Source organism: Nocardioides pymetrozini, from assembly GCF_046058985.1.
Taxonomy (GTDB): domain Bacteria; phylum Actinomycetota; class Actinomycetes; order Propionibacteriales; family Nocardioidaceae; genus Nocardioides.
Genome location: NZ_CP175556.1, coordinates 80,396 through 96,873, shown reverse-complemented (window position 1 = coordinate 96,873; position 16,478 = coordinate 80,396). Strand labels below are relative to the sequence as shown.

The 16,478-nt window shown below is 73.1% G+C and carries 17 protein-coding genes; 7 read left to right on the top strand and 10 right to left on the bottom strand.

Annotation, left to right across the window (positions count from 1 at the left end; translation table 11 throughout):
- Positions 1 to 15 precede the first annotated feature (15 nt).
- Positions 16 to 345, bottom strand: a complete 330-nt coding sequence (locus tag ACJ5H2_RS00480) for a hypothetical protein (protein ID WP_408897597.1) — start codon at positions 343 to 345, stop codon at positions 16 to 18.
- The gene (locus ACJ5H2_RS00475; protein ID WP_408897596.1) at positions 332 to 640 is read right to left on the bottom strand and encodes a hypothetical protein; all 309 of its coding nucleotides are present in this window, start codon (positions 638 to 640) and stop codon (positions 332 to 334) included. The genes ACJ5H2_RS00480 and ACJ5H2_RS00475 overlap by 14 nt, the downstream gene beginning before the upstream one ends.
- A gap of 197 nt (positions 641 to 837) precedes the next feature.
- On the opposite strand from ACJ5H2_RS00475, the gene ACJ5H2_RS00470 reads away from it, so the two are divergent.
- Both ACJ5H2_RS00470 and ACJ5H2_RS00465 read left to right on the top strand, forming a co-directional pair.
- Positions 838 to 2,079 carry a sensor histidine kinase gene (locus tag ACJ5H2_RS00470; protein WP_408897595.1) on the top strand — a complete coding sequence of 414 codons (1,242 nt, stop codon included), beginning with the start codon at positions 838 to 840 and terminating at the stop codon, positions 2,077 to 2,079.
- Positions 2,076 to 2,774 carry a response regulator gene (locus tag ACJ5H2_RS00465; protein ID WP_408897594.1) on the top strand — a complete coding sequence of 233 codons (699 nt, stop codon included), beginning with the start codon at positions 2,076 to 2,078 and terminating at the stop codon, positions 2,772 to 2,774. The genes ACJ5H2_RS00470 and ACJ5H2_RS00465 overlap by 4 nt, the downstream gene beginning before the upstream one ends.
- A gap of 90 nt (positions 2,775 to 2,864) precedes the next feature.
- On the opposite strand, the gene ACJ5H2_RS00460 is transcribed toward ACJ5H2_RS00465, so the two are convergent.
- From ACJ5H2_RS00460 to ACJ5H2_RS00450, 3 genes are all read right to left on the bottom strand, one after another.
- Entirely contained in the window at positions 2,865 to 4,400 is a 1,536-nt protein-coding gene (locus ACJ5H2_RS00460; RefSeq protein WP_408897593.1) for a flotillin family protein, read from the bottom strand.
- Between the two features lie 120 nt (positions 4,401 to 4,520).
- Entirely contained in the window at positions 4,521 to 5,018 is a 498-nt protein-coding gene (locus ACJ5H2_RS00455; RefSeq protein ID WP_408897592.1) for a hypothetical protein, read from the bottom strand.
- 90 nt (positions 5,019 to 5,108) lie between these two features.
- Positions 5,109 to 5,762 (bottom strand): TetR/AcrR family transcriptional regulator, encoded by a 654-nt coding sequence (locus tag ACJ5H2_RS00450; protein ID WP_408897591.1) that lies wholly within the window; start codon positions 5,760 to 5,762, stop codon positions 5,109 to 5,111.
- A gap of 44 nt (positions 5,763 to 5,806) precedes the next feature.
- Here ACJ5H2_RS00450 and ACJ5H2_RS00445 point away from each other — a divergent pair, with 44 nt between their 5' ends.
- The 3 genes from ACJ5H2_RS00445 to ACJ5H2_RS00435 all read left to right on the top strand — a co-directional run bounded on the left by ACJ5H2_RS00445 (position 5,807) and on the right by ACJ5H2_RS00435 (position 9,514).
- Positions 5,807 to 6,493 carry an NAD(P)-dependent oxidoreductase gene (locus tag ACJ5H2_RS00445; protein WP_408897590.1) on the top strand — a complete coding sequence of 229 codons (687 nt, stop codon included), beginning with the start codon at positions 5,807 to 5,809 and terminating at the stop codon, positions 6,491 to 6,493.
- 51 nt (positions 6,494 to 6,544) lie between these two features.
- Positions 6,545 to 7,135 carry a TetR family transcriptional regulator gene (locus ACJ5H2_RS00440; protein ID WP_408897589.1) on the top strand — a complete coding sequence of 197 codons (591 nt, stop codon included), beginning with the start codon at positions 6,545 to 6,547 and terminating at the stop codon, positions 7,133 to 7,135.
- A gap of 75 nt (positions 7,136 to 7,210) precedes the next feature.
- Positions 7,211 to 9,514 (top strand): MMPL family transporter, encoded by a 2,304-nt coding sequence (locus tag ACJ5H2_RS00435; RefSeq protein ID WP_408897588.1) that lies wholly within the window; start codon positions 7,211 to 7,213, stop codon positions 9,512 to 9,514.
- Positions 9,515 to 9,732: 218 nt separating this feature from the next.
- On the opposite strand, the gene ACJ5H2_RS00430 is transcribed toward ACJ5H2_RS00435, so the two are convergent.
- From ACJ5H2_RS00430 to ACJ5H2_RS00410, 5 genes are all read right to left on the bottom strand, one after another.
- Positions 9,733 to 10,212, bottom strand: coding sequence for a glutathione peroxidase (locus ACJ5H2_RS00430; RefSeq protein WP_408897587.1), 480 nt, complete (start codon positions 10,210 to 10,212; stop codon positions 9,733 to 9,735).
- Positions 10,209 to 10,646 carry a hypothetical protein gene (locus ACJ5H2_RS00425; protein WP_408897586.1) on the bottom strand — a complete coding sequence of 146 codons (438 nt, stop codon included), beginning with the start codon at positions 10,644 to 10,646 and terminating at the stop codon, positions 10,209 to 10,211. The genes ACJ5H2_RS00430 and ACJ5H2_RS00425 overlap by 4 nt, the downstream gene beginning before the upstream one ends.
- Before the next feature lie 111 nt (positions 10,647 to 10,757).
- On the bottom strand, positions 10,758 to 11,375 hold the full coding sequence (locus ACJ5H2_RS00420) for a nitroreductase family protein (protein ID WP_408897585.1): 618 nt from the start codon (positions 11,373 to 11,375) through the stop codon (positions 10,758 to 10,760).
- 290 nt (positions 11,376 to 11,665) lie between these two features.
- Entirely contained in the window at positions 11,666 to 12,316 is a 651-nt protein-coding gene (locus ACJ5H2_RS00415) for a response regulator (protein WP_408897584.1), read from the bottom strand.
- Entirely contained in the window at positions 12,298 to 13,437 is a 1,140-nt protein-coding gene (locus ACJ5H2_RS00410; RefSeq protein ID WP_408897583.1) for a sensor histidine kinase, read from the bottom strand. The genes ACJ5H2_RS00415 and ACJ5H2_RS00410 overlap by 19 nt, the downstream gene beginning before the upstream one ends.
- 147 nt (positions 13,438 to 13,584) lie before the next feature.
- On the opposite strand from ACJ5H2_RS00410, the gene ACJ5H2_RS00405 reads away from it, so the two are divergent.
- The gene (locus ACJ5H2_RS00405; protein ID WP_408897582.1) at positions 13,585 to 15,741 is read left to right on the top strand and encodes an MMPL family transporter; all 2,157 of its coding nucleotides are present in this window, start codon (positions 13,585 to 13,587) and stop codon (positions 15,739 to 15,741) included.
- A gap of 19 nt (positions 15,742 to 15,760) precedes the next feature.
- Positions 15,761 to 16,447 carry a hypothetical protein gene (locus ACJ5H2_RS00400; RefSeq protein ID WP_408897581.1) on the top strand — a complete coding sequence of 229 codons (687 nt, stop codon included), beginning with the start codon at positions 15,761 to 15,763 and terminating at the stop codon, positions 16,445 to 16,447.
- The last annotated feature ends 31 nt before the right edge of the window (positions 16,448 to 16,478 follow it).

Sequence of the window (16,478 nt, the reverse complement as noted above, 5' to 3'; positions counted from 1 at the left end):
GGGTGTCCGGGTCGATCACCCGGTGGTGCAGCCAGCGCAGCGGCCTGGGCAGCTCGCCCTGGCCGCCCGCCGTACCGAGGCGTCGCTGCGCAGCACCTCGTTGCACACCGCATGGTCGACGCTGGCCGAGATCAGGTCGTTGGCACTCACCGGCCCGCGCGCCCGGAGCTCCTCGTACGCCGGGAAGGGGTCCACCCGCAGCGCGGGGTCCATCACCATCCGGCTGATCAGGTCGCCCTTGCGGGCACCGCGCTGGATCAGCGAGCGCTGGATCCCGTGCGCGAGCATCCAGGCCACGAAGGAGCGCGGGAGGTCGACGGCGCGTGCCGGCTCAGGCGACCGCATGCGTCGTACCCAACTCGTCCCCGGTCGTGTTGTCCAGCACCTTCAAGACGCCGCGGGCCCGGTCGGCGAGCAGGCGGCGCTGCTCCTCGAGCGCCTTCTCGGGAAGGTGGGTGTCGAGCTGGGCGTCCAGGGTCAGCCGCCAGCGGTAGCGCAGGGCGGCGCGCAGGCCGTCGGGATCGCCGAAGATGAGCGCGAGCTCGTCGTTCCAGGGCAGCTCGGGCCGGTCGGCGGTCCGGAGCTGCTCCTCGACGGCGCGCATGGCCTGCCAGCGGCGGTGGGTCTCGGTCCAGGTCATGGTCCTCACCGACCTCTCTGTCGTGGGGAGTCTGTCGTGGCGCTCCGTCCTGGAGCTTGGGGGTGGACTCGACGGTAGGCGCGCCGACGGCGCCCGGACATCGGACGACGGCACGCACTCGCGCTCCTACCAGGGGAGGAGCGCGCCACCTCCCGAGGCCGGATGACCGGGCGTCCGCTGGTCCCTACGCTGTTGTCATGCTGCGCTGGCTGCGCGCCGGGATCGAGGCCAACCTCGAACGGCACCAGATCCTCTACCCCTGGTGGGTCCCCCTGACCTCCCATCTCGGGCAGATGATCGCCGTGGTGGCCAGCCTCGCGGTCCGCGACGCGCTGTGGCCGCTCGACCCGTTGCTGGTGTGCCTGCCATTGGTGATGGCCTCCCCGATGCTGCAGTTCACCACCCACCGGCTGCTGCCGTGGTGGGGTGACGTGGCGGGCACCGTGGTCGCCGTCGTCCTGCTGCTGTCGCGCCCGACCGAGGGCGTGCTCGACCTCGCACCCGCTCTGCTCGCCCTCGGGACGGCCGAGATCACCGCACGCGACGGGCTGCGGGAGGGTCTCGCCGTGGCCGCCATCGGGCAGGGCGTCCTGGTCGCGGCGGCGCTCGGCCCGGGCCTCTCCGGCGCGCCGCTGTACACCTTCGAGCTGGTGCTCGGCTTCGTCATCGGCGCGATGCTGCTGTGGCAGATGCGCGCGCTGATCGCGGAGCGACGCGCGCGGGAGCAGGCCTGGGACCAGGCGACCACGACCGAGCGCGAGCGGATCGCGCGCGAGATCCACGACCTCGTGGCGCACTCCTTGAGCATCTCGCTGCTCCAGGTGACCGGCGCCCGACGGGCCCTGCGGGACGTCGGCGGGGCCGCCAGCCCCGAGGAGACCGCCGACGCCGTGGCCGAGGTCGACGCCGCCCTGGCGGACGCCGAGCAGGTCGGCCGCCGTGCGATGGCCGACATCCGGCGCACGGTCAGCGTGCTGGCGAGCGGAGCCGCCGAGCGCCATGCGCTTCCGGGCGGTGCGGACATCGCCGCCCTGGTGCGGGAGATGACCGGCGCCGGGCTGGAGATCGAGTACGACGAGCAGGGCGATCCCGCCACGCTCCCCGACGCCACCGGGCTCGGGCTCTACCGGATCGCGCAGGAGTCGCTCGCCAATGTCGCCCGGCACGGCGGGCCGGCCGCCCGGGCCCGGGTGCGCCTGCGGGTCGGGCGCTCGAGCACCCACCTGCGGATCACGAACCCGCTGCCCGCGGGGCGCACGCGTCCCGACGGCCTCGGCTCGGGCCTCGCGGGGATGCAGGCACGGGCGACCCAGCTCGGCGCGCACCTGGAGGCCGGCCCGGTCGACGGGGAGTGGGTCGTCGACGTACGGCTGGGCGGCATGCCGCGGGGTCGCGAGCTGCCGTGCGGACACACCCTGTGGAAGGCGGAGCCGGCGTGAGCACGCTGTCCGAGACGGCCGTGCGGGTCGTCCTCGTCGACGACCAGGAGCTGGTGCGCTCCGGGCTGCGCCGGATCCTGCGCCGGCGCGACGGCTTCGAGATCGTCGCTGAGTGCTCGGACGGCAGCGAGGTCGGCGCCACCCTCGCCGGGCTGGGCGCCACGGGCGTCGACGTACTGGTGATGGACCTGCGCATGCGGACCGTCGACGGCATCACCGCGACCCGCGCCGTGGTCGAGTCCGGGGGCCCGCCGGTGCTCGTGCTGACGACCTTCGACGACGACGAGATGCTGTCCGGCGCGCTGCGCGCCGGCGCGGCGGGCTTCCTCCTCAAGGACTCCTCGGCGGACGACCTGATCCGCGCGGTCCGCACCGTCGCCGAGGGCGGCAGCTGGCTGGACCCGGCGGTCACCGGACGGGTGCTCGACCGCTTCCGCGCGAGCGAGTTGGCGCCGGTCAGCGCTCCGGGCACGGGCGCCGCCGACGCGCTCACCGCCCGCGAGCTCGAGGTGCTGCGCGCGATGGCGCTGGGGCGCAGCAACGGCGAGATCGCCGCGGAGCTGGTCATCTCCGAGCTCACCGTGAAGAGCCACGTCGGGCGGATCTTCACCAAGCTCGGACTGCGCGACCGTCCCGCGGCGATCGTCTACGCCTACGACCACGGCCTGGTCTCCCCCCGACCCGGCGCGAACTAGCACCGCATCTGCACCGACCCGGCAGAAGATGACGACACTCGCGCCATCTTCTGCCGGGTCGGCGTGCCTGGACAGTCCTTTCAGGCCGGGTCAGGCGGGGGTGGCGCCGTCCAGCTCGCCGGGGACGACGGCCGCGTCGGGCTCGGCGCCGTCGGTCGCGCGGTCGACCGACTTCTTGATGAGCGCGTCGAGGTCGAGCCCGGTGGAGGTCTTGAGCATCTGCAGGGTCTGCGCGACGTTGTCGGTGACCTGGCGGGGCAGCGCGCCGGCACCGTCGGTCGAGAGGACGGTGAGCTGGTCGATCGCGGCGATCGGGGCGGCGACCTCCTTGGCGATCTGCGGCAGCACCTCGATGAGCATCTGCAGCACTGCGGCGTCGTTGTAGTGGGCGAACGCCTCGGCGCGCTTGTCCATCGCCTCGGCCTCGGCCTGGCCGACCGCGAGGGTGGCGGCGGCCTGGGCCTCACCCTCGGCCCGGGTGGCGTCCGCCTCCGCGAGGCGGCGCCCCTTCTCGGCCTCACCGCGCTTGAGTCCCTCGATGGCCTCCGCCTCGGCGAGCGCCGCGCGCCGCGCCTTCTCGGCCTCACCGCTGAGCTTGGTCTCCTCGGCCTTCGCCTGTGCGGCGGCGATGGTCGCGGCCTTGCGCGCGTCGGCGGCCGCGATCTCCGCCGTACGACGGGCCTCGGCCTCCTGCTCGACGCGGTAGCGCTCCGCGTCGGCCGGCTTGCGGACCTGGGTCTCGAGCTGGCGCTCGGTCAGCGCGGCCTGCTGGACGGCGACCTTCTCCTGCTCGGCGAGGATCGCCTGGTCGCGCTCGGCCTGCGCCAGCGGGCCGGACGCCGCGGCCTGGGCGGCGGCCGCGTCGGTCTCGGACTTGATCTCGGCCTGCTTGAGCGCGAGGGTCCGCTGCGCGACGGCGATCTCCTGCTCGGCGGCGATCTGCGCCTGCTCGGCCGCCTGGCGGGCGTTGGCCTCGGCGATGGCGGCGGCCTGCTGGATCCGCGCGGCCTCGGGCCGGCCGAGGTCGGCGAGATAGGTGCCGTCGTCGGTGACGTCCTGGATCTGGAAGGCGTCGAGGATCAGGCCCTGGCCGGTGAGCGAGGACTCCGACTCGTCGGCCACGCGCTGCGCGAAGGCCGCGCGGTCGCGGATGATCTGCTCGACCGTGAGGCCACCGACGATGGAGCGCAGCGCACCGGCGAGCACCTCCTGGGTGAAGGGCTCGATGTCGGCCTGCTGCGACAGGAAGCGCTGGGCGGCGAGGCGGATCTGGTCGGCGTTGCCGCCGACCTTCACGATGGCGACGCCGTCGAGGTTGAGCTTGATGCCCTGGCCGGAGACGGCGCCGCGGATCTGCACGGAGATCCGGCGGCTGGAGAGGTCCATCGTGGCCTGCTTCTGCACGAACGGGATCACGAAGACCCCGCCGCCGAGGACCACCTTCTGCCCGGACAGGTCGGTGGTGAGCTCGCCCGTCTCGGGGTTGATCACCGCCTTGCCCTTGCGGCCCGTGATGATGAAGGCCTGGTTGGGCCCGGCGACCTTGTAGCGGCTGGTGACCAGGAGCACCAGCAGGATCAGCAGGACGACGATGCCGGCGACCGGCACCAGGACGGCGGTGTTCACTGCGAGGTACTTCCGTTCTTCTCGGGAGTGGGGCGATGGAGCAGCTGGTGGAGCAGGTGGTGGAGCAGGTGGTCGATCTGGTGGTGGCGCGAGCGGGGCGCGGCTGCCGTGCCCCGGCCCTCAGGGCCGCCAGACCTCGGCGACGCTGACGGCGGTCGGCGAGAGCACGCCGGTCACGTTGACCTCCGCACCCGCCTCGATCGGGCGGTGGGCGGTCGCGTTGAGGCGCAGCGGGTGGCCCCCGACGACCACGCGAACGACGCCGTACCCCTCACTCGGGATGTCGGTGACCACGGTCGCGACCTGACCGACGCTGTCGGCGACCGAGACCGTGCCGTCGCTGGGGCCGTCCTTGAGCAGCCGGGTCAGCCACCAGGCGAGCCAACCGACGAGGAGCCCGCTGCCCGCTCCGACGGCGAGCGAGGCCGGCAGCGGCAGGCCGGCCCCGTCGGCGGCGGCACCGCCGAAGCCGAGGGCGGAGACGAAGCCGCCGATGACCGCGGAGGAGATCCAGTCCGCCTCGAGCGCGTCGAAGGCCCCGTCGAGGAGGTCGCCGGCGACCAGCGAGACCGTGAGGAGGAGGAGCCCGGCGACGCCGAGGACGAGGAAGACGGTCACGGGCTCTCCGGGGAAGCAGGGACGGGCTGTGGATCGTATCCGCCGCCGGCCCCGCCAAACCGCCGTTCTGCCGGACCGGTGGCGGCTGCCTCAGTCCTCGACCAGCCGGGCCAGGCCGTCCAGGACCAGGTCCAGGCCGAAGTCGAACTCCGCCCGGTAGTCGTAGCCGGGCTGGAGGGCGTGCTCGGTGACCAGCTCGGCGAGGTGGGGATAGGCGCCGCCGGCCGCCAGCTCCGCGATGCCGGCGGCGACGTCCGCGACCTCCTCGGGCCCCTCGAAGGGGAGGTTCGCCTCGGTGATGACGAAGCCGTAGACGTAGGAGTCCACGACCGAGAAGGCGTGGGCGGCGTCGGCCAGGGAGAAGCCGCCGCGGCGCAGGGTCCCGAGCACGGCGTCGTGGTGACGCAGCAGCGCGGCGCCCGGCGTACGACGGGACTCGATGAGACCGACCGCCCACGGGTGGGCGGCGAGCCGGCCGCGCGCGGAGACCGAACGGCGGCGCAGGGCCGCGCGCCACGGCTCACCCGGCTCGGGAAGGTCGATGCCCGCGAAGACCCAGTCGACGAGGGCGTCGAGGAGGGCCTCCTTGTTGGCGATGTGGTGGTAGAGCGACATCGCCTCGACCCCGAGCGCCTTGCCCACGTTGCGCATGCTCACCGCGCCCAGGCCGCTGCGGTCGGCGACCGCGACCGCCGCCTCCACGACACGCTCACGGGTCAGGGGGGTCCTGCGGGTCGGGGCCATGCCCGCACTTTACAGGTGTAAGACTCGGTGCTAGCATCCCTTACATGCGTAAGGTATGCGTGGTCGGCGGCTCCGGGAAGCTCGGGAGGTACCTGATCGGGCACTGCCTCGACCGGGGATACGAGGTCGTCGCGGTGTGCCGCGAGCAGAGCGTCGCCAAGCTGGCCGGCGTGGCGGACCGGATCACGATCGTGCCGGGCGCGACCGACGACCCCGCCGTCATCGGGCAGGCGGTCGCGGGGTGCGACGGCGTGCTGGCCGTGCTCGTGCCGTACGGCCTGCGGGGCTATGCGAGCGGCACGGCACAGGCGGTGCTCGACCACGCCGAGCCGGAGGCACGCCTCGTCTTCTCCTGCGGCTGGCACGTGCCCCGCGACGAACACGACCGGTACTCCTGGCGCTTCCGCGCACTCGTCCGAGTGGTGACCGTCGCTGCCCGGCTGGTGCGCTTCGTGGATATCGACGACCAGGTCGAGGCGGGCAGGCGGATCTTCGCGAGCGACACGCGCTGGACCCTGGTGCGCGGCAGCGATCTGGAGGAGGGCCCGTCGGAGGGCCTGCCGGTATGGGCGCGCCACGTGGGCGACCCGATCCTGGCGAGCAACCTGACCCGGCGTACTGACTTCGCGCTGTTCATGGTGGCGGCGCTCGACGACGACAGCCTGGTCCGGGAGGCCCCCGCGATCGTCGGCTGCCGCGCTCCGTCCGCACGGCGGGGGCGGGCGGCGTGACTACCGTCACAAAGTTGCACTGTGATCGCAGATAGTGCAAAGATGCACTCCATGTCCGAACTGTGCACGCCGAGCCGGCGGGAGGCGAAGCGCCACGAGACGGCGCTGCGCCTGCAGCAGTGCGGACTGCGGCTCACCCTCGACCGGGGCTTCGACGGCTGGACCATCGACGACCTCGCCGCCGCCGCGGACGTCTCGCGCCGCACGGTCTTCAACTACTTCGACGGCAAGGCCGACGTCGTCCTGGGCTCCGGCATCGAGGTGGACCAGGACAAGATCGACGCCTTCGTCGCGGGCGGCCCGACCGGACGGCTCTTCGACGACCTGATCGTGCTCGCCCACGACGCGATCCGCGACCGGACCGACGAGCAGCTCATCACCTCACTGCGCGAGGCCGTCGTCAGCGACAGCCGGCTCCTGGCCCTGGTCCACGAGCGGCTCGAGGAGGCCGCGACCGGACTGGCCGAGTGCGTGCGCCAGCGCGAGGGGGACGCCTTCCCCGCGCGCCAGTCACGGCTGCTCCTCAAGCTCCTCCTCACCTTCTTCGACCATGCGCTGGACCGGATCGCCGACGACCCGAGCCAGACCTTCACCGAGCACTTCGACGCGACGGTCGCCGACGCGCGCGGTGCTCTCGCCTGACCCGCAGCACCCTTCCCCATCCCACGCCCTGCCCTGGAGACCCCGGGGCAGTCCGTCCACACCAGGAGACCTGACATGGCCCGCCTGCTCTACCGCATCGGCTCGACCGCCTACCGGCGGTGGCCCTTCTTCATCGCCGGATGGCTGCTGCTCGCCGTCGTCGTCGGCAGCCTCGCCGCGGCCTTCGCCAAGCCGATGACCGACTCCTTCTCGATCCCCGGCATCCCCTCGGAGAAGGCCGCGGACATCCAGCAGGAGCTCTTCCCCGAGTCGGGCGACGCCTTCGACGACGCCTCGGTCAACGTCGTGGTCGCCGCCCCCGAGGGCCACACCCTCGACGAGCCGCGCTACCAGGCGGCGATCCAGCAGCTGATCGAGAAGGTCCCGGGCCTGCCGCAGACCGGTGACGAGAACCCGGGCCTGGTCGCGCCGGCCGCGGCCCCCGAGGGCACGCCCGCGGCGTTCTCGACGCTGTCCGAGGACGGCCGGATCGGCACCATGACCTTCGAGTGGGACGTCGACTCCCCCGCGGACCTCAAGACCACCACGGTCGACGAGCTCAAGGAGCTGCTGGCCGACACCACGGACGAGACCGGCCTGGTCGCGGAGGCCAACGGACCCGGCATGGCCGTGATGGCCCCTCCCGGCGGCACCGCCGAGCTGATCGGCCTCGGCATCGCGCTCGTCGTGCTCGTGCTCACCTTCGGCTCGCTGATGGCGGCGGGCATGCCGCTCATCAACGCCGTCTTCGGCGTCGGGCTCGGCATGACCGGCATCACCGCGATGACCGCGCTGATGGACATCGGCTCGAGCACCCCGATGCTGGCCACGATGATCGGCCTCGCGGTCGGCATCGACTACACGCTGTTCATCCTCGCCCGGTACCGCACCGAGCTGCACCACACCGACGACCGCGCCCACGCCGCCGGCATCGCCGTCGGCACGGCGGGCTCCGCCGTGGTCTTCGCCGGCCTCACGGTCCTCATCGCGCTCTCGGCGCTGGCCGTCGTACGGATCCCCTTCCTCACCGCGATGGGCCTCGCGGCCGCCGCCACCGTGTTCATCGCGGTGCTGGTCGCGCTGACCCTGCTGCCCGCCCTGCTCGGCCTGACCAAGTCGAAGTCCTTCGCCGGCCGGGTGCGCAAGTACGACCCGAAGCGCGACGAGCACGGCCGCGTCCACAACAACGGCGTGCGCTGGGCCCGCGTCCTCGCGAAGGCCCCGGTCGCCTGGGTTCTCGGCGTCGTGGTGCTGCTGGGTGCGCTGGCCGCGCCGATCTCGCAGATGTACCTCGCCTTCCCGACCGACAGCACGGCGCCGAGCGACACCACCCAGCGCAAGGCGTCGGACCTGATGACCGAGGCCTTCGGGCCGGGCCGCGAGGGGCCGCTGCTGGTGGTCGTCGACGGCCGCGACATCGCGAACGACGGGGACCGGCAGGCCGCCTTCGACCGGGTCGTCGAGTGGGCCGCGAGCCAGGACGACGTCAAGAGCGCCGACCTGGTCGCCACCAACGCGCCGCTCGGCGAGGACGGCGCGCCGACGGGCACCGGAACCGGCGCGATGATCCAGGTCGTGCCGTCGTCCGGTCCCGACGAGCCGAAGACCCTCGACCTGCTCGAGGCGCTGCGCGAGGGTCAGGGCACGATCGAGGACCGGACCGACACGGTCGTCGGCGTCACCGGCCTGACCGCGATCACCACCGACGTCTCGGACCGCCTCAACAGCGCGCTGCCGGTCTACCTGGCGGTCGTCATCGGCCTGGCGTTCGTCCTGCTGGTGCTGGTGTTCCGCTCCATTTTGGTGCCGCTGACCGCGACCCTGGGCTTCCTGCTCTCGGTCCTGGCGACGCTGGGCGCGACGGTCGCGATCTTCCAGGAGGGCGCGCTCGGTCTGTTCGAGGGACAGCCGATCGTGAGCTTCATGCCGATCTTCCTGATCGGCGTCGTGTTCGGCCTCGCCATGGACTACCAGGTCTTCCTGGTCACCCGGATGCGGGAGGCGCACGTGCACGGCCTGCCCACGCACGAGGCGGTCGTCGACGGCTTCCGCAACAGTGCCCGGGTGGTCACGGCGGCGGCCACGATCATGATCGCGGTGTTCTCGGGATTCATCCTCGAGGACGACGCCGTGGTGAAGTCGATGGGCTTCGCGCTCGCCGCCTCGATCGTCTTCGACGCCTTCGTGGTGCGGATGGTGCTCATCCCGTCGGTGCTCTACCTGCTCGGCGAGAAGGCCTGGTGGCTGCCGGGCTGGCTGGACCGGATCCTGCCGAACGTCGACGTCGAGGGCGAGTCCCTCGAGCGGGACTCCGCTCCGGTGCACGTCGGGCGGCTCGACGACGACCTCGACGGGGACAAGGAGCTGGCGGGGGTCTGAGCGCTGCGGCTGCGGCTGCGGCTGCGGCTGCGGCTGCGGCTGCGGCTGCGGCTGCGGCTGCGGCTGCGGCTGCGGCTGCGGCTGCGGATTCACCACGGGATGTAGCCGGGTCCGCGCTTCCCGAGCGGAGTTCCACTCGGGAAGCGACGGTCGGCCTACATCCCGTGGTGAATCCGCGCCACCTCACCTACATCCCGTGGTGAATCCGCCCCCGCCGATCAGCCCAGCGCCTTCTCGATGTCCCCGGCGATCTTGGCCGGCTCGGTGGTCGGCGCGTAGCGGTCGATCACCTGGCCGTCGCGACCGACGAGGAACTTCGTGAAGTTCCACTTGATCGCGCCGCCGATCAGGCCGCCCTGCTCCTTCTTCAGCCACTGGTAGAGCGGGTGCGCGTCCTTGCCGTTGACGTCGACCTTGGCGAACATTGGGAACGAGACGCCGTAGCTGCGCTCGCAGAAGGCGGCGATCTCCTCCTCCGTGCCCGGCTCCTGGTGCGCGAACTGGTCGCACGGGAAGCCGAGAACGGTGAAGCCGCGCTCGCCATAGCTGTCGTACAGCTCCTGGAGACCCTGGTACTGCGGGGTGAAGCCGCACTTGGATGCCGTGTTGACGACCAGGACGACCGAGCCGTCGTACGTCGACAGGTCGGTCTCCTGGCCGTCGATGGCCGTGGCCTTGAAGTCGTGGAGGGACGTCATGCAGGCAGTGTGGCACGGCCCGCGCGCAGGACCCGGGCCTGCAGCACGGCGAAGCCCGCGACGACGAGCGCCTGCGCGACCGCCCAGCCGCGGCCGAGCCCGTCGAGGTCGAGCGCCCCGGTCGCCGCCACCTCGAGGGAGCCGAGCGCCCAGACCGCGTTGACGACGACGATCGCCCAGCCTGCGGCCGCGGAGCGCGGCGAGCGGGCGTACAGGGCGACGCACGCGGTGTAGGCGAGAAGGAAGGCGCCGATGCCGCGCCAGGTCGAGGCCTCCCCGCCGAGGAGGTCGGCCAGGGGTCCGGCGGCGGCGAGGTAGACGACGGCGTTGCCGCCGGTCACCAGGGCGTCCGCGCCGAACCAGAGCCGGCGGCCACGCCAGGCGGCGGAGGCGACGGCGGGACGGGTGGCGGGACCGTGGGTGGTGGTGCTCATGGTGTCCTCCTCGAAGGGGTTCGCTGACCGGTGTCGGTAGCAGAACCCTCGCGCCGGTCACGGTCGGCTGACCATGACCTCCGAGGTCATGACCTGCCGGCCCGAGCCGGGCTAGCGCCGCTCGGCGACCGTCGGCCCGGACGGCTGCAGACGGGGCCAGGGCACGCCCCACGCGGCGTACGCCGTCTCCGCCAGCGGCCGTCGGTGGCGCTCGCGGTGGTCGCGAACGGCGTCGCGCTCGGGCACCTCGGCGGGGTTGCCGCGTACGCCGACGGCGATGCCCGCCAGCACCCGCGCGGTGTCGGGGATGCCGAGGCCGGCGGCGACGCCCTCGTGGTCGAATCCGCCGAACTGGTGGGCGGCGAGGCCCATGGCCTGGGCCTGCAGTGTCAGGTGGGCCGAGGCCTGGCCGACGTCGTGGGTCGGGATCAGCAGGTCGCTCAGCTCGACGCCGTCCTGGCCCAGCTCGACGACGGAGAGGAAGACCACCGACGCCCGTGGTACCCAGCCGGAGTTTCCGCGGCTCAGGTGCGGGACGAGCGCCTCGTGGGTGGCGCTGCCCCGCGGCGCGACGAGATAGCGCCACGGCTGCCGGTTGCCCGAGCTCGGCGCCCACTGTGCCGCCTCCAGCAGGCGGGTGATCTCGACGTCGGACAGCACGTGCTCGGGGTCGAAGACGCTGGGGCTCCAGCGGGACCGCAGCGGCTCGGCGATGGCGACGGGGTTCATGGGTCGAGTATCGCGGCCTCACTCCCCGGAGCGGAGGGGGGCGACGTCCCGCCGCTCCCCCCAGGGGCGACGGGACGCGCGGCGGAGGACCGAGCCTCCGGGGATTTCCACACCCGGACGTCGTCCGGGCGGGGCCCACACCCCTCGACGGACCGCCCTTCCGGCGGGCGACCCGTCGCGCCAGGAACGACGCGTGCGCCGTTCCACACGAGACAGACACCGATCCCGACCCGTCCTTACGGCGTCGGCCGCGGTGCGTCGCAGGGCGGCTCGGTGCCGGCGACTGCCACTCAGAAGCGCAGCCACTCCAGCACCGCCCGCACCCGACGGTGATCGTCGGTGTCGGTGGGCAGGTCGAGCTTGGCGAAGATGCTGTTGATGTGCTTGGCGACGGCCTTCTCGGTGACGACCAGGGCGCGCGCGATGCCGGCGTTGGCACGTCCCTCGGCCATCAGCGCCAGCACCTCGCGCTCGCGCTCGGTGAGGCGGTCGACCGGGGTGTCGCGGCGGCGGTCGAGGACGGCGGCGACGACCGAGGGGTCCAGGACGGTGCCGCCGTCGGCGACCCGGCGCAGGGCGTCGGCGAACTCGCCGATGTCGGAGACCCGGTCCTTGAGCAGGTAGCCCACGGCACCCTCGCCGCTGGCCAGGAGCTCGCGGGCGTAGAGCTGCTCCACGTACTGCGACAAGACGAGCACGGGGAAACCCGGGCGGCGGGCGCGGACGGCGATGGCGGCGCGCAGGCCCTCGTCGGTGAACGTCGGCGGCATCCGTACGTCGACCACGGCGGCCTCGGCCCGCGGGTCGTCGAGCGCCCGCTCCAGCTCGGGGAGGCTCTCGACCGCGGCGACGACCTCGAAGCCCTTGGCCTCGAGGAGCTGGGTCAGTCCGGCCCGCAGCAGCGCATGGTCCTCGGCGAGGACTACGCGGAGGGGGCGCACGGGACCTCCCAGCTCACGACGGTCGGACCCCCGGGTGGGCTCGACACCGACATGATGCCGTCGAAGGCGGCCAGCCGTGCGGCCACCCCGGGCAGACCGGATCCACTGCGGGGATCGGCTCCGCCGCGGCCGTCGTCTCCGACCTCGGCACGCAGCACACGGCCGTCGTGGCGCAGGCTCACCCAGGACTGGTCGGCCGCGGCGTGCTTCGCGGTGTTGGCCAGGCACTCGGCCACCGCGAAGTAGACGGCCGACTCGACCGGCGCCGGCAGCCGGTCGGGGAGGTCGAGGGCGAGCTCGACCGGGACCGCCATGTCGATCGCGAGCGCCGACACCGCCCCGGTCAGGCCGCGGTCGGCGAGCACGGGAGGGTGGATGCCGCGGACCACGTCCCGCAGCTCGCCGAGCGCCGCGGACGACGTCCCGCGGGCCTCGTTGACGAGCCGGCGCGCGGCCTCCGGGTCGGTCTCGAAGAGGTCGTCGGCCAGGCCCAGGCTCAAGGAGACCGCGGCCAGCCGTGCCTGGGGGCCGTCGTGCAGGTCGCGCTCGATCCGGCGCAGCTCGGCCGCGGAGTGGTCGACGACCACGGCCCGCGACTCGGTCAGGGCGCGCACCCGCTTCTCGAGCCGCTCGGTGCGACCGACGGTGAGGACCGCCCGGTCGACGGTGGCGCGCGCACGCATCAGCGGCCCGACGCCGTACCACCACAGCGGCCAGGTGACGACGCCCAGGAAGAGGACGACGGCGAGGAGCGAGGCGACGAAGCCGAAGGTCATCGCCCACAGCATCCACAGCAGCTCGCGCCAGGTCATCGGGTCGGTGGCCCGGACGTGCAGGTCGCGCAGCAGGCCGCCGGGCAGTGGACGGTACGGCGAGGCGAGGGGCGTGCCGAGGACGCGCGCGGCGATCCCCCGGTGGAGGCCGACCAGCCCGCGCATCGCCGGCAGGACGCCGGCCAGCAGCAGGATGCCGACCCACACCACGACGAGCACCGCGCTGACCTTGACGAGCACGAAGGTCAGCACCACGGGCACGAACAACAGCACGTGCAAGGCGGCGTACCCGGTCGCGGCCCAGCGCCCGGCGGGCGGGGCGGGCAGCGGCTCGGGCGGTCGGCTCACCCGGCCATCCTGCCGGGTCCCGCGGGTCGCCGCAGTGGTGCTGGCACCACTCCCAGGTCGGGTCGCTCCACCCCTGACCGCGGGTGTCCGCGCCAGGAGGCTGGACCCACTCTCCCCCCACCGACCCACCTGACCCCAGGAGCTCTCATGTCCCTCTCCCTGAGCGCGCTGCCCACGCGGGCCGCCCGCTGGAGCGCCACCCACCCGTGGCGCGCGATCGGCGCCTGGCTGGCGTTCGTGGTGATCGCCGTCGGCCTGGCCGCCACCGTCTCGACCAACGAGGTCGACGACGCCGACTACCGGGTCGGCGAGTCCGGTCGAGCCGAGGCGGCGATCGAGCGCGCCGGCCTGGACGACCCGCCCACCGAGAACGTGCTGGTCCGGGCGCGCTCGGGCGAGCTCGACGCCGCCGCGGCCCAGGACGCCGCGCGTGAGGTGAGCGAGCGGATGCGCGGCGCTGACGGGGTGGCAGCGGTGGGCGACGCCGTGCCCAGCGCCGACGGGACGGCGCTGCTCGTGCCCGTGGAGCTGACGGCCGACGACGTGGACGCCGCTCCCCTGCTCGACGCGACCGCCGCCGTCCAGGCCGCGCACCCCGACCTCGTGGTCGCCCAGGCCGGTGACGTGACGATCGACGAGGCGATCGACGAGCGCGTCGGGGAGGACCTGCACTCCGCGGAGTTCATCAGCCTCCCGATCACCCTGGTGCTCATGCTGCTGGCGTTCGGCGCCCTCATCGCCGCCGGACTGCCGGTGCTGCTCGCGGCGACCAGCGTCGCCGCGACGATCGGCATCAGCGCGCCCATCTCGTGGCTGGTGCCCGCCGAGTCGACGGTGCTCAGCATGGTCGTGCTGATCGGCATGGCCGTCGGCGTCGACTACTCCCTGTTCTACCTCAAGCGCGAGCGGCAGGAGCGCGCCGCCGGTCGTACGACGCTCGACGCGGTCGCCATCGCCGCCCAGACCTCGGGCCACGCGATCGTCGTCTCCGGCGCGGCTGTGATCGCGGCCCTGGCGGGTCTCTTCGTGCTCACCGACGTCACCTTCAACTCGCTGGCGACCGGCGCCATCCTCGTCGTCGCGGTCGCCGTCCTGGGCTCCATCACCGTGCTCCCCGCACTCCTGGTCAAGCTCGGGCGCTGGGTCGACCGGCCCCGGATCCCGCTCCTGTGGCGGCTGACCCGCCGCGTCCGCACCGGGACGATCAGCGGGCGCGTGCTCGGCCCGGTGGTCCGCCACCCCGTCGCAGCACTGGTCGTCTCGGCCATCGGCATCGGCGCACTCGCCGTACCCGCGTTCACGATGAAGACCCACCAGGCCAGCATCGAGACCCTTCCGGCCGACATCCCCGCCGTGCAGACCCTGCGCGAGATCACCCACGCCTTCCCCGCCGAGGGCACCGCGGCACAGGTGGTGGTCACCGGTGCGGAGCCGGACTCGGCGCGGTCCGCGCTCGAACGTCTCGCGGAGGAGGCCGGCCGCCGCGACTTCACCACCGACGGCGCCGCCGTGCGCACGTCCGAGGACGGAGGGACGGCCGTGATCGACCTGGCGCTGCCGTACGAGGAGTCCGACGACCGGGCCACCGAGGCGATCGAGCGGCTCCGCGAGGACGTCCTCCCGGCGGCCCTGGCCGATCTCGGCGCGGGCGCGTCCTGGGCCGTCGGCGGCGGAGCGGCCGAGTCGCTCGACTATGCCGAGAAGCAGAGCGAGCGGATGCCGTACCTGCTGGGCTTCGTCCTGCTGCTGACGATGGTGATGATGGTGCTCGCCTTCCGCAGCGTGCTGCTCGGCCTGGTGTCGACGGTGCTCAACCTGGCCTCGGTCGGCGTTGCCTTCGGCCTGCTGGCCGTGGTCTTCCAGCACGGGGTGGGCGAGGAGCTGCTCGACTTCACCAGCCCGGGCTTCGTGATCGACTGGATCCCGATCTTCGTGCTCGTCGTGCTGGTCGGCCTGTCGATGGACTACCACGTCTTCGTGCTCAGCCGGATCCGCGAGCTGGTCGACACCGGTCTCCCCGCCCGGGACGCGGTGCACCGCGGGATCGCCGACACCGCCGGGGTGATCGCCAGCGCGGCGGCCGTCATGGTCTCGGTGTTCGCGATCTTCGCGACCCTGTCGATGATGGAGATGAAGATGATGGGCGTGGGCCTCTCGGCCGCGATCCTCATCGACGCCACCGTCATCCGGCTCGTCGTCCTCCCGGCCGTGCTGGTGCTCCTCGGTGAGCGGGCCTGGCCGCGGCGTGCGTCGCGAACGCCCACGGAGGTCCGGGCGATGCCGGAGCCCGTGTTGGTGCGCTGAGCCCTGGTTCAATGACCCGGTGCTGCACTCCTTCCACCTCGCGGAGCTGCCTGCGAGGGTGACGGCCCGGGCCCTGCTGCGGCCCCCGGACGACGTCCGGGGGCTGCGGCACGCCGAGTGCCTGGCGATGATGCGACTCGGCTCGCCGACGGTCTCCCCGGAGCGCCTGCAGCTGCGTCGCCTCGCCGTCTTCGCCGCATGGGACGACGCCGGCGCGCTCGACCGCTATCTCGACACCGACCCCCTCGGCCGGCGGCTGGCGGACGGCTGGCACGTGCGGCTGCAGTACCTGCGCAGGTACGGCGAGGTGGCGGCGCTGGCTCCCCTGCCCCAGCGTGCCGGGGACTGGGACCCCGACGAGCCGGTCGTCGCGGTCACGCTGGCCCGGCTGCGGCTGCCCGAGCTCCCTCGCTTCCTGCGCTGGGGCAAGCCCGTCGAGCGGCTCGTCGCCGGCCACCCGGCAGCCGTCTTCTCGACCGCCGCGATGCGGCCACCCCGCACCTTCTCCACCTTCTCCACCTGGACCAGCGTCCGGGAGATGACGTCGATGGTCCACGGCCGTCGGGACGACGTCGCCGAGGCGCCGTCCCACGCCGTCGCGATGGCCGAGCAGCGGCGGCGGGAGTTCCACCACGAGTCCGCGTTCATGCGCTTCCGGCCGCTGTCGGAGCACGGCACCTGGCAGGGACGCTCGCTGCTGCCCTGAGGGAGCGGACCTCACCAGCCGTCCGGCGGGT

Coding starts and splice junctions, on each gene's coding strand:
- ACJ5H2_RS00480 (WP_408897597.1), bottom strand. CDS start 345: ATGCGGTCGCCTGAGCCGGCACGCGCCGTCGACCTCCCGCGCTCCTTC.
- ACJ5H2_RS00435 (WP_408897588.1), top strand. CDS start 7,211: ATGGCCCGCCTGCTCTACCGCATCGGCTCGACCGCCTACCGGCGGTGG.
- ACJ5H2_RS00425 (WP_408897586.1), bottom strand. CDS start 10,646: ATGAGCACCACCACCCACGGTCCCGCCACCCGTCCCGCCGTCGCCTCC.
- ACJ5H2_RS00405 (WP_408897582.1), top strand. CDS start 13,585: ATGTCCCTCTCCCTGAGCGCGCTGCCCACGCGGGCCGCCCGCTGGAGC.
- ACJ5H2_RS00420 (WP_408897585.1), bottom strand. CDS start 11,375: ATGAACCCCGTCGCCATCGCCGAGCCGCTGCGGTCCCGCTGGAGCCCC.
- ACJ5H2_RS00470 (WP_408897595.1), top strand. CDS start 838: ATGCTGCGCTGGCTGCGCGCCGGGATCGAGGCCAACCTCGAACGGCAC.
- ACJ5H2_RS00475 (WP_408897596.1), bottom strand. CDS start 640: ATGACCTGGACCGAGACCCACCGCCGCTGGCAGGCCATGCGCGCCGTC.
- ACJ5H2_RS00440 (WP_408897589.1), top strand. CDS start 6,545: ATGTCCGAACTGTGCACGCCGAGCCGGCGGGAGGCGAAGCGCCACGAG.
- ACJ5H2_RS00450 (WP_408897591.1), bottom strand. CDS start 5,762: ATGGCCCCGACCCGCAGGACCCCCCTGACCCGTGAGCGTGTCGTGGAG.
- ACJ5H2_RS00430 (WP_408897587.1), bottom strand. CDS start 10,212: ATGACGTCCCTCCACGACTTCAAGGCCACGGCCATCGACGGCCAGGAG.
- ACJ5H2_RS00445 (WP_408897590.1), top strand. CDS start 5,807: ATGCGTAAGGTATGCGTGGTCGGCGGCTCCGGGAAGCTCGGGAGGTAC.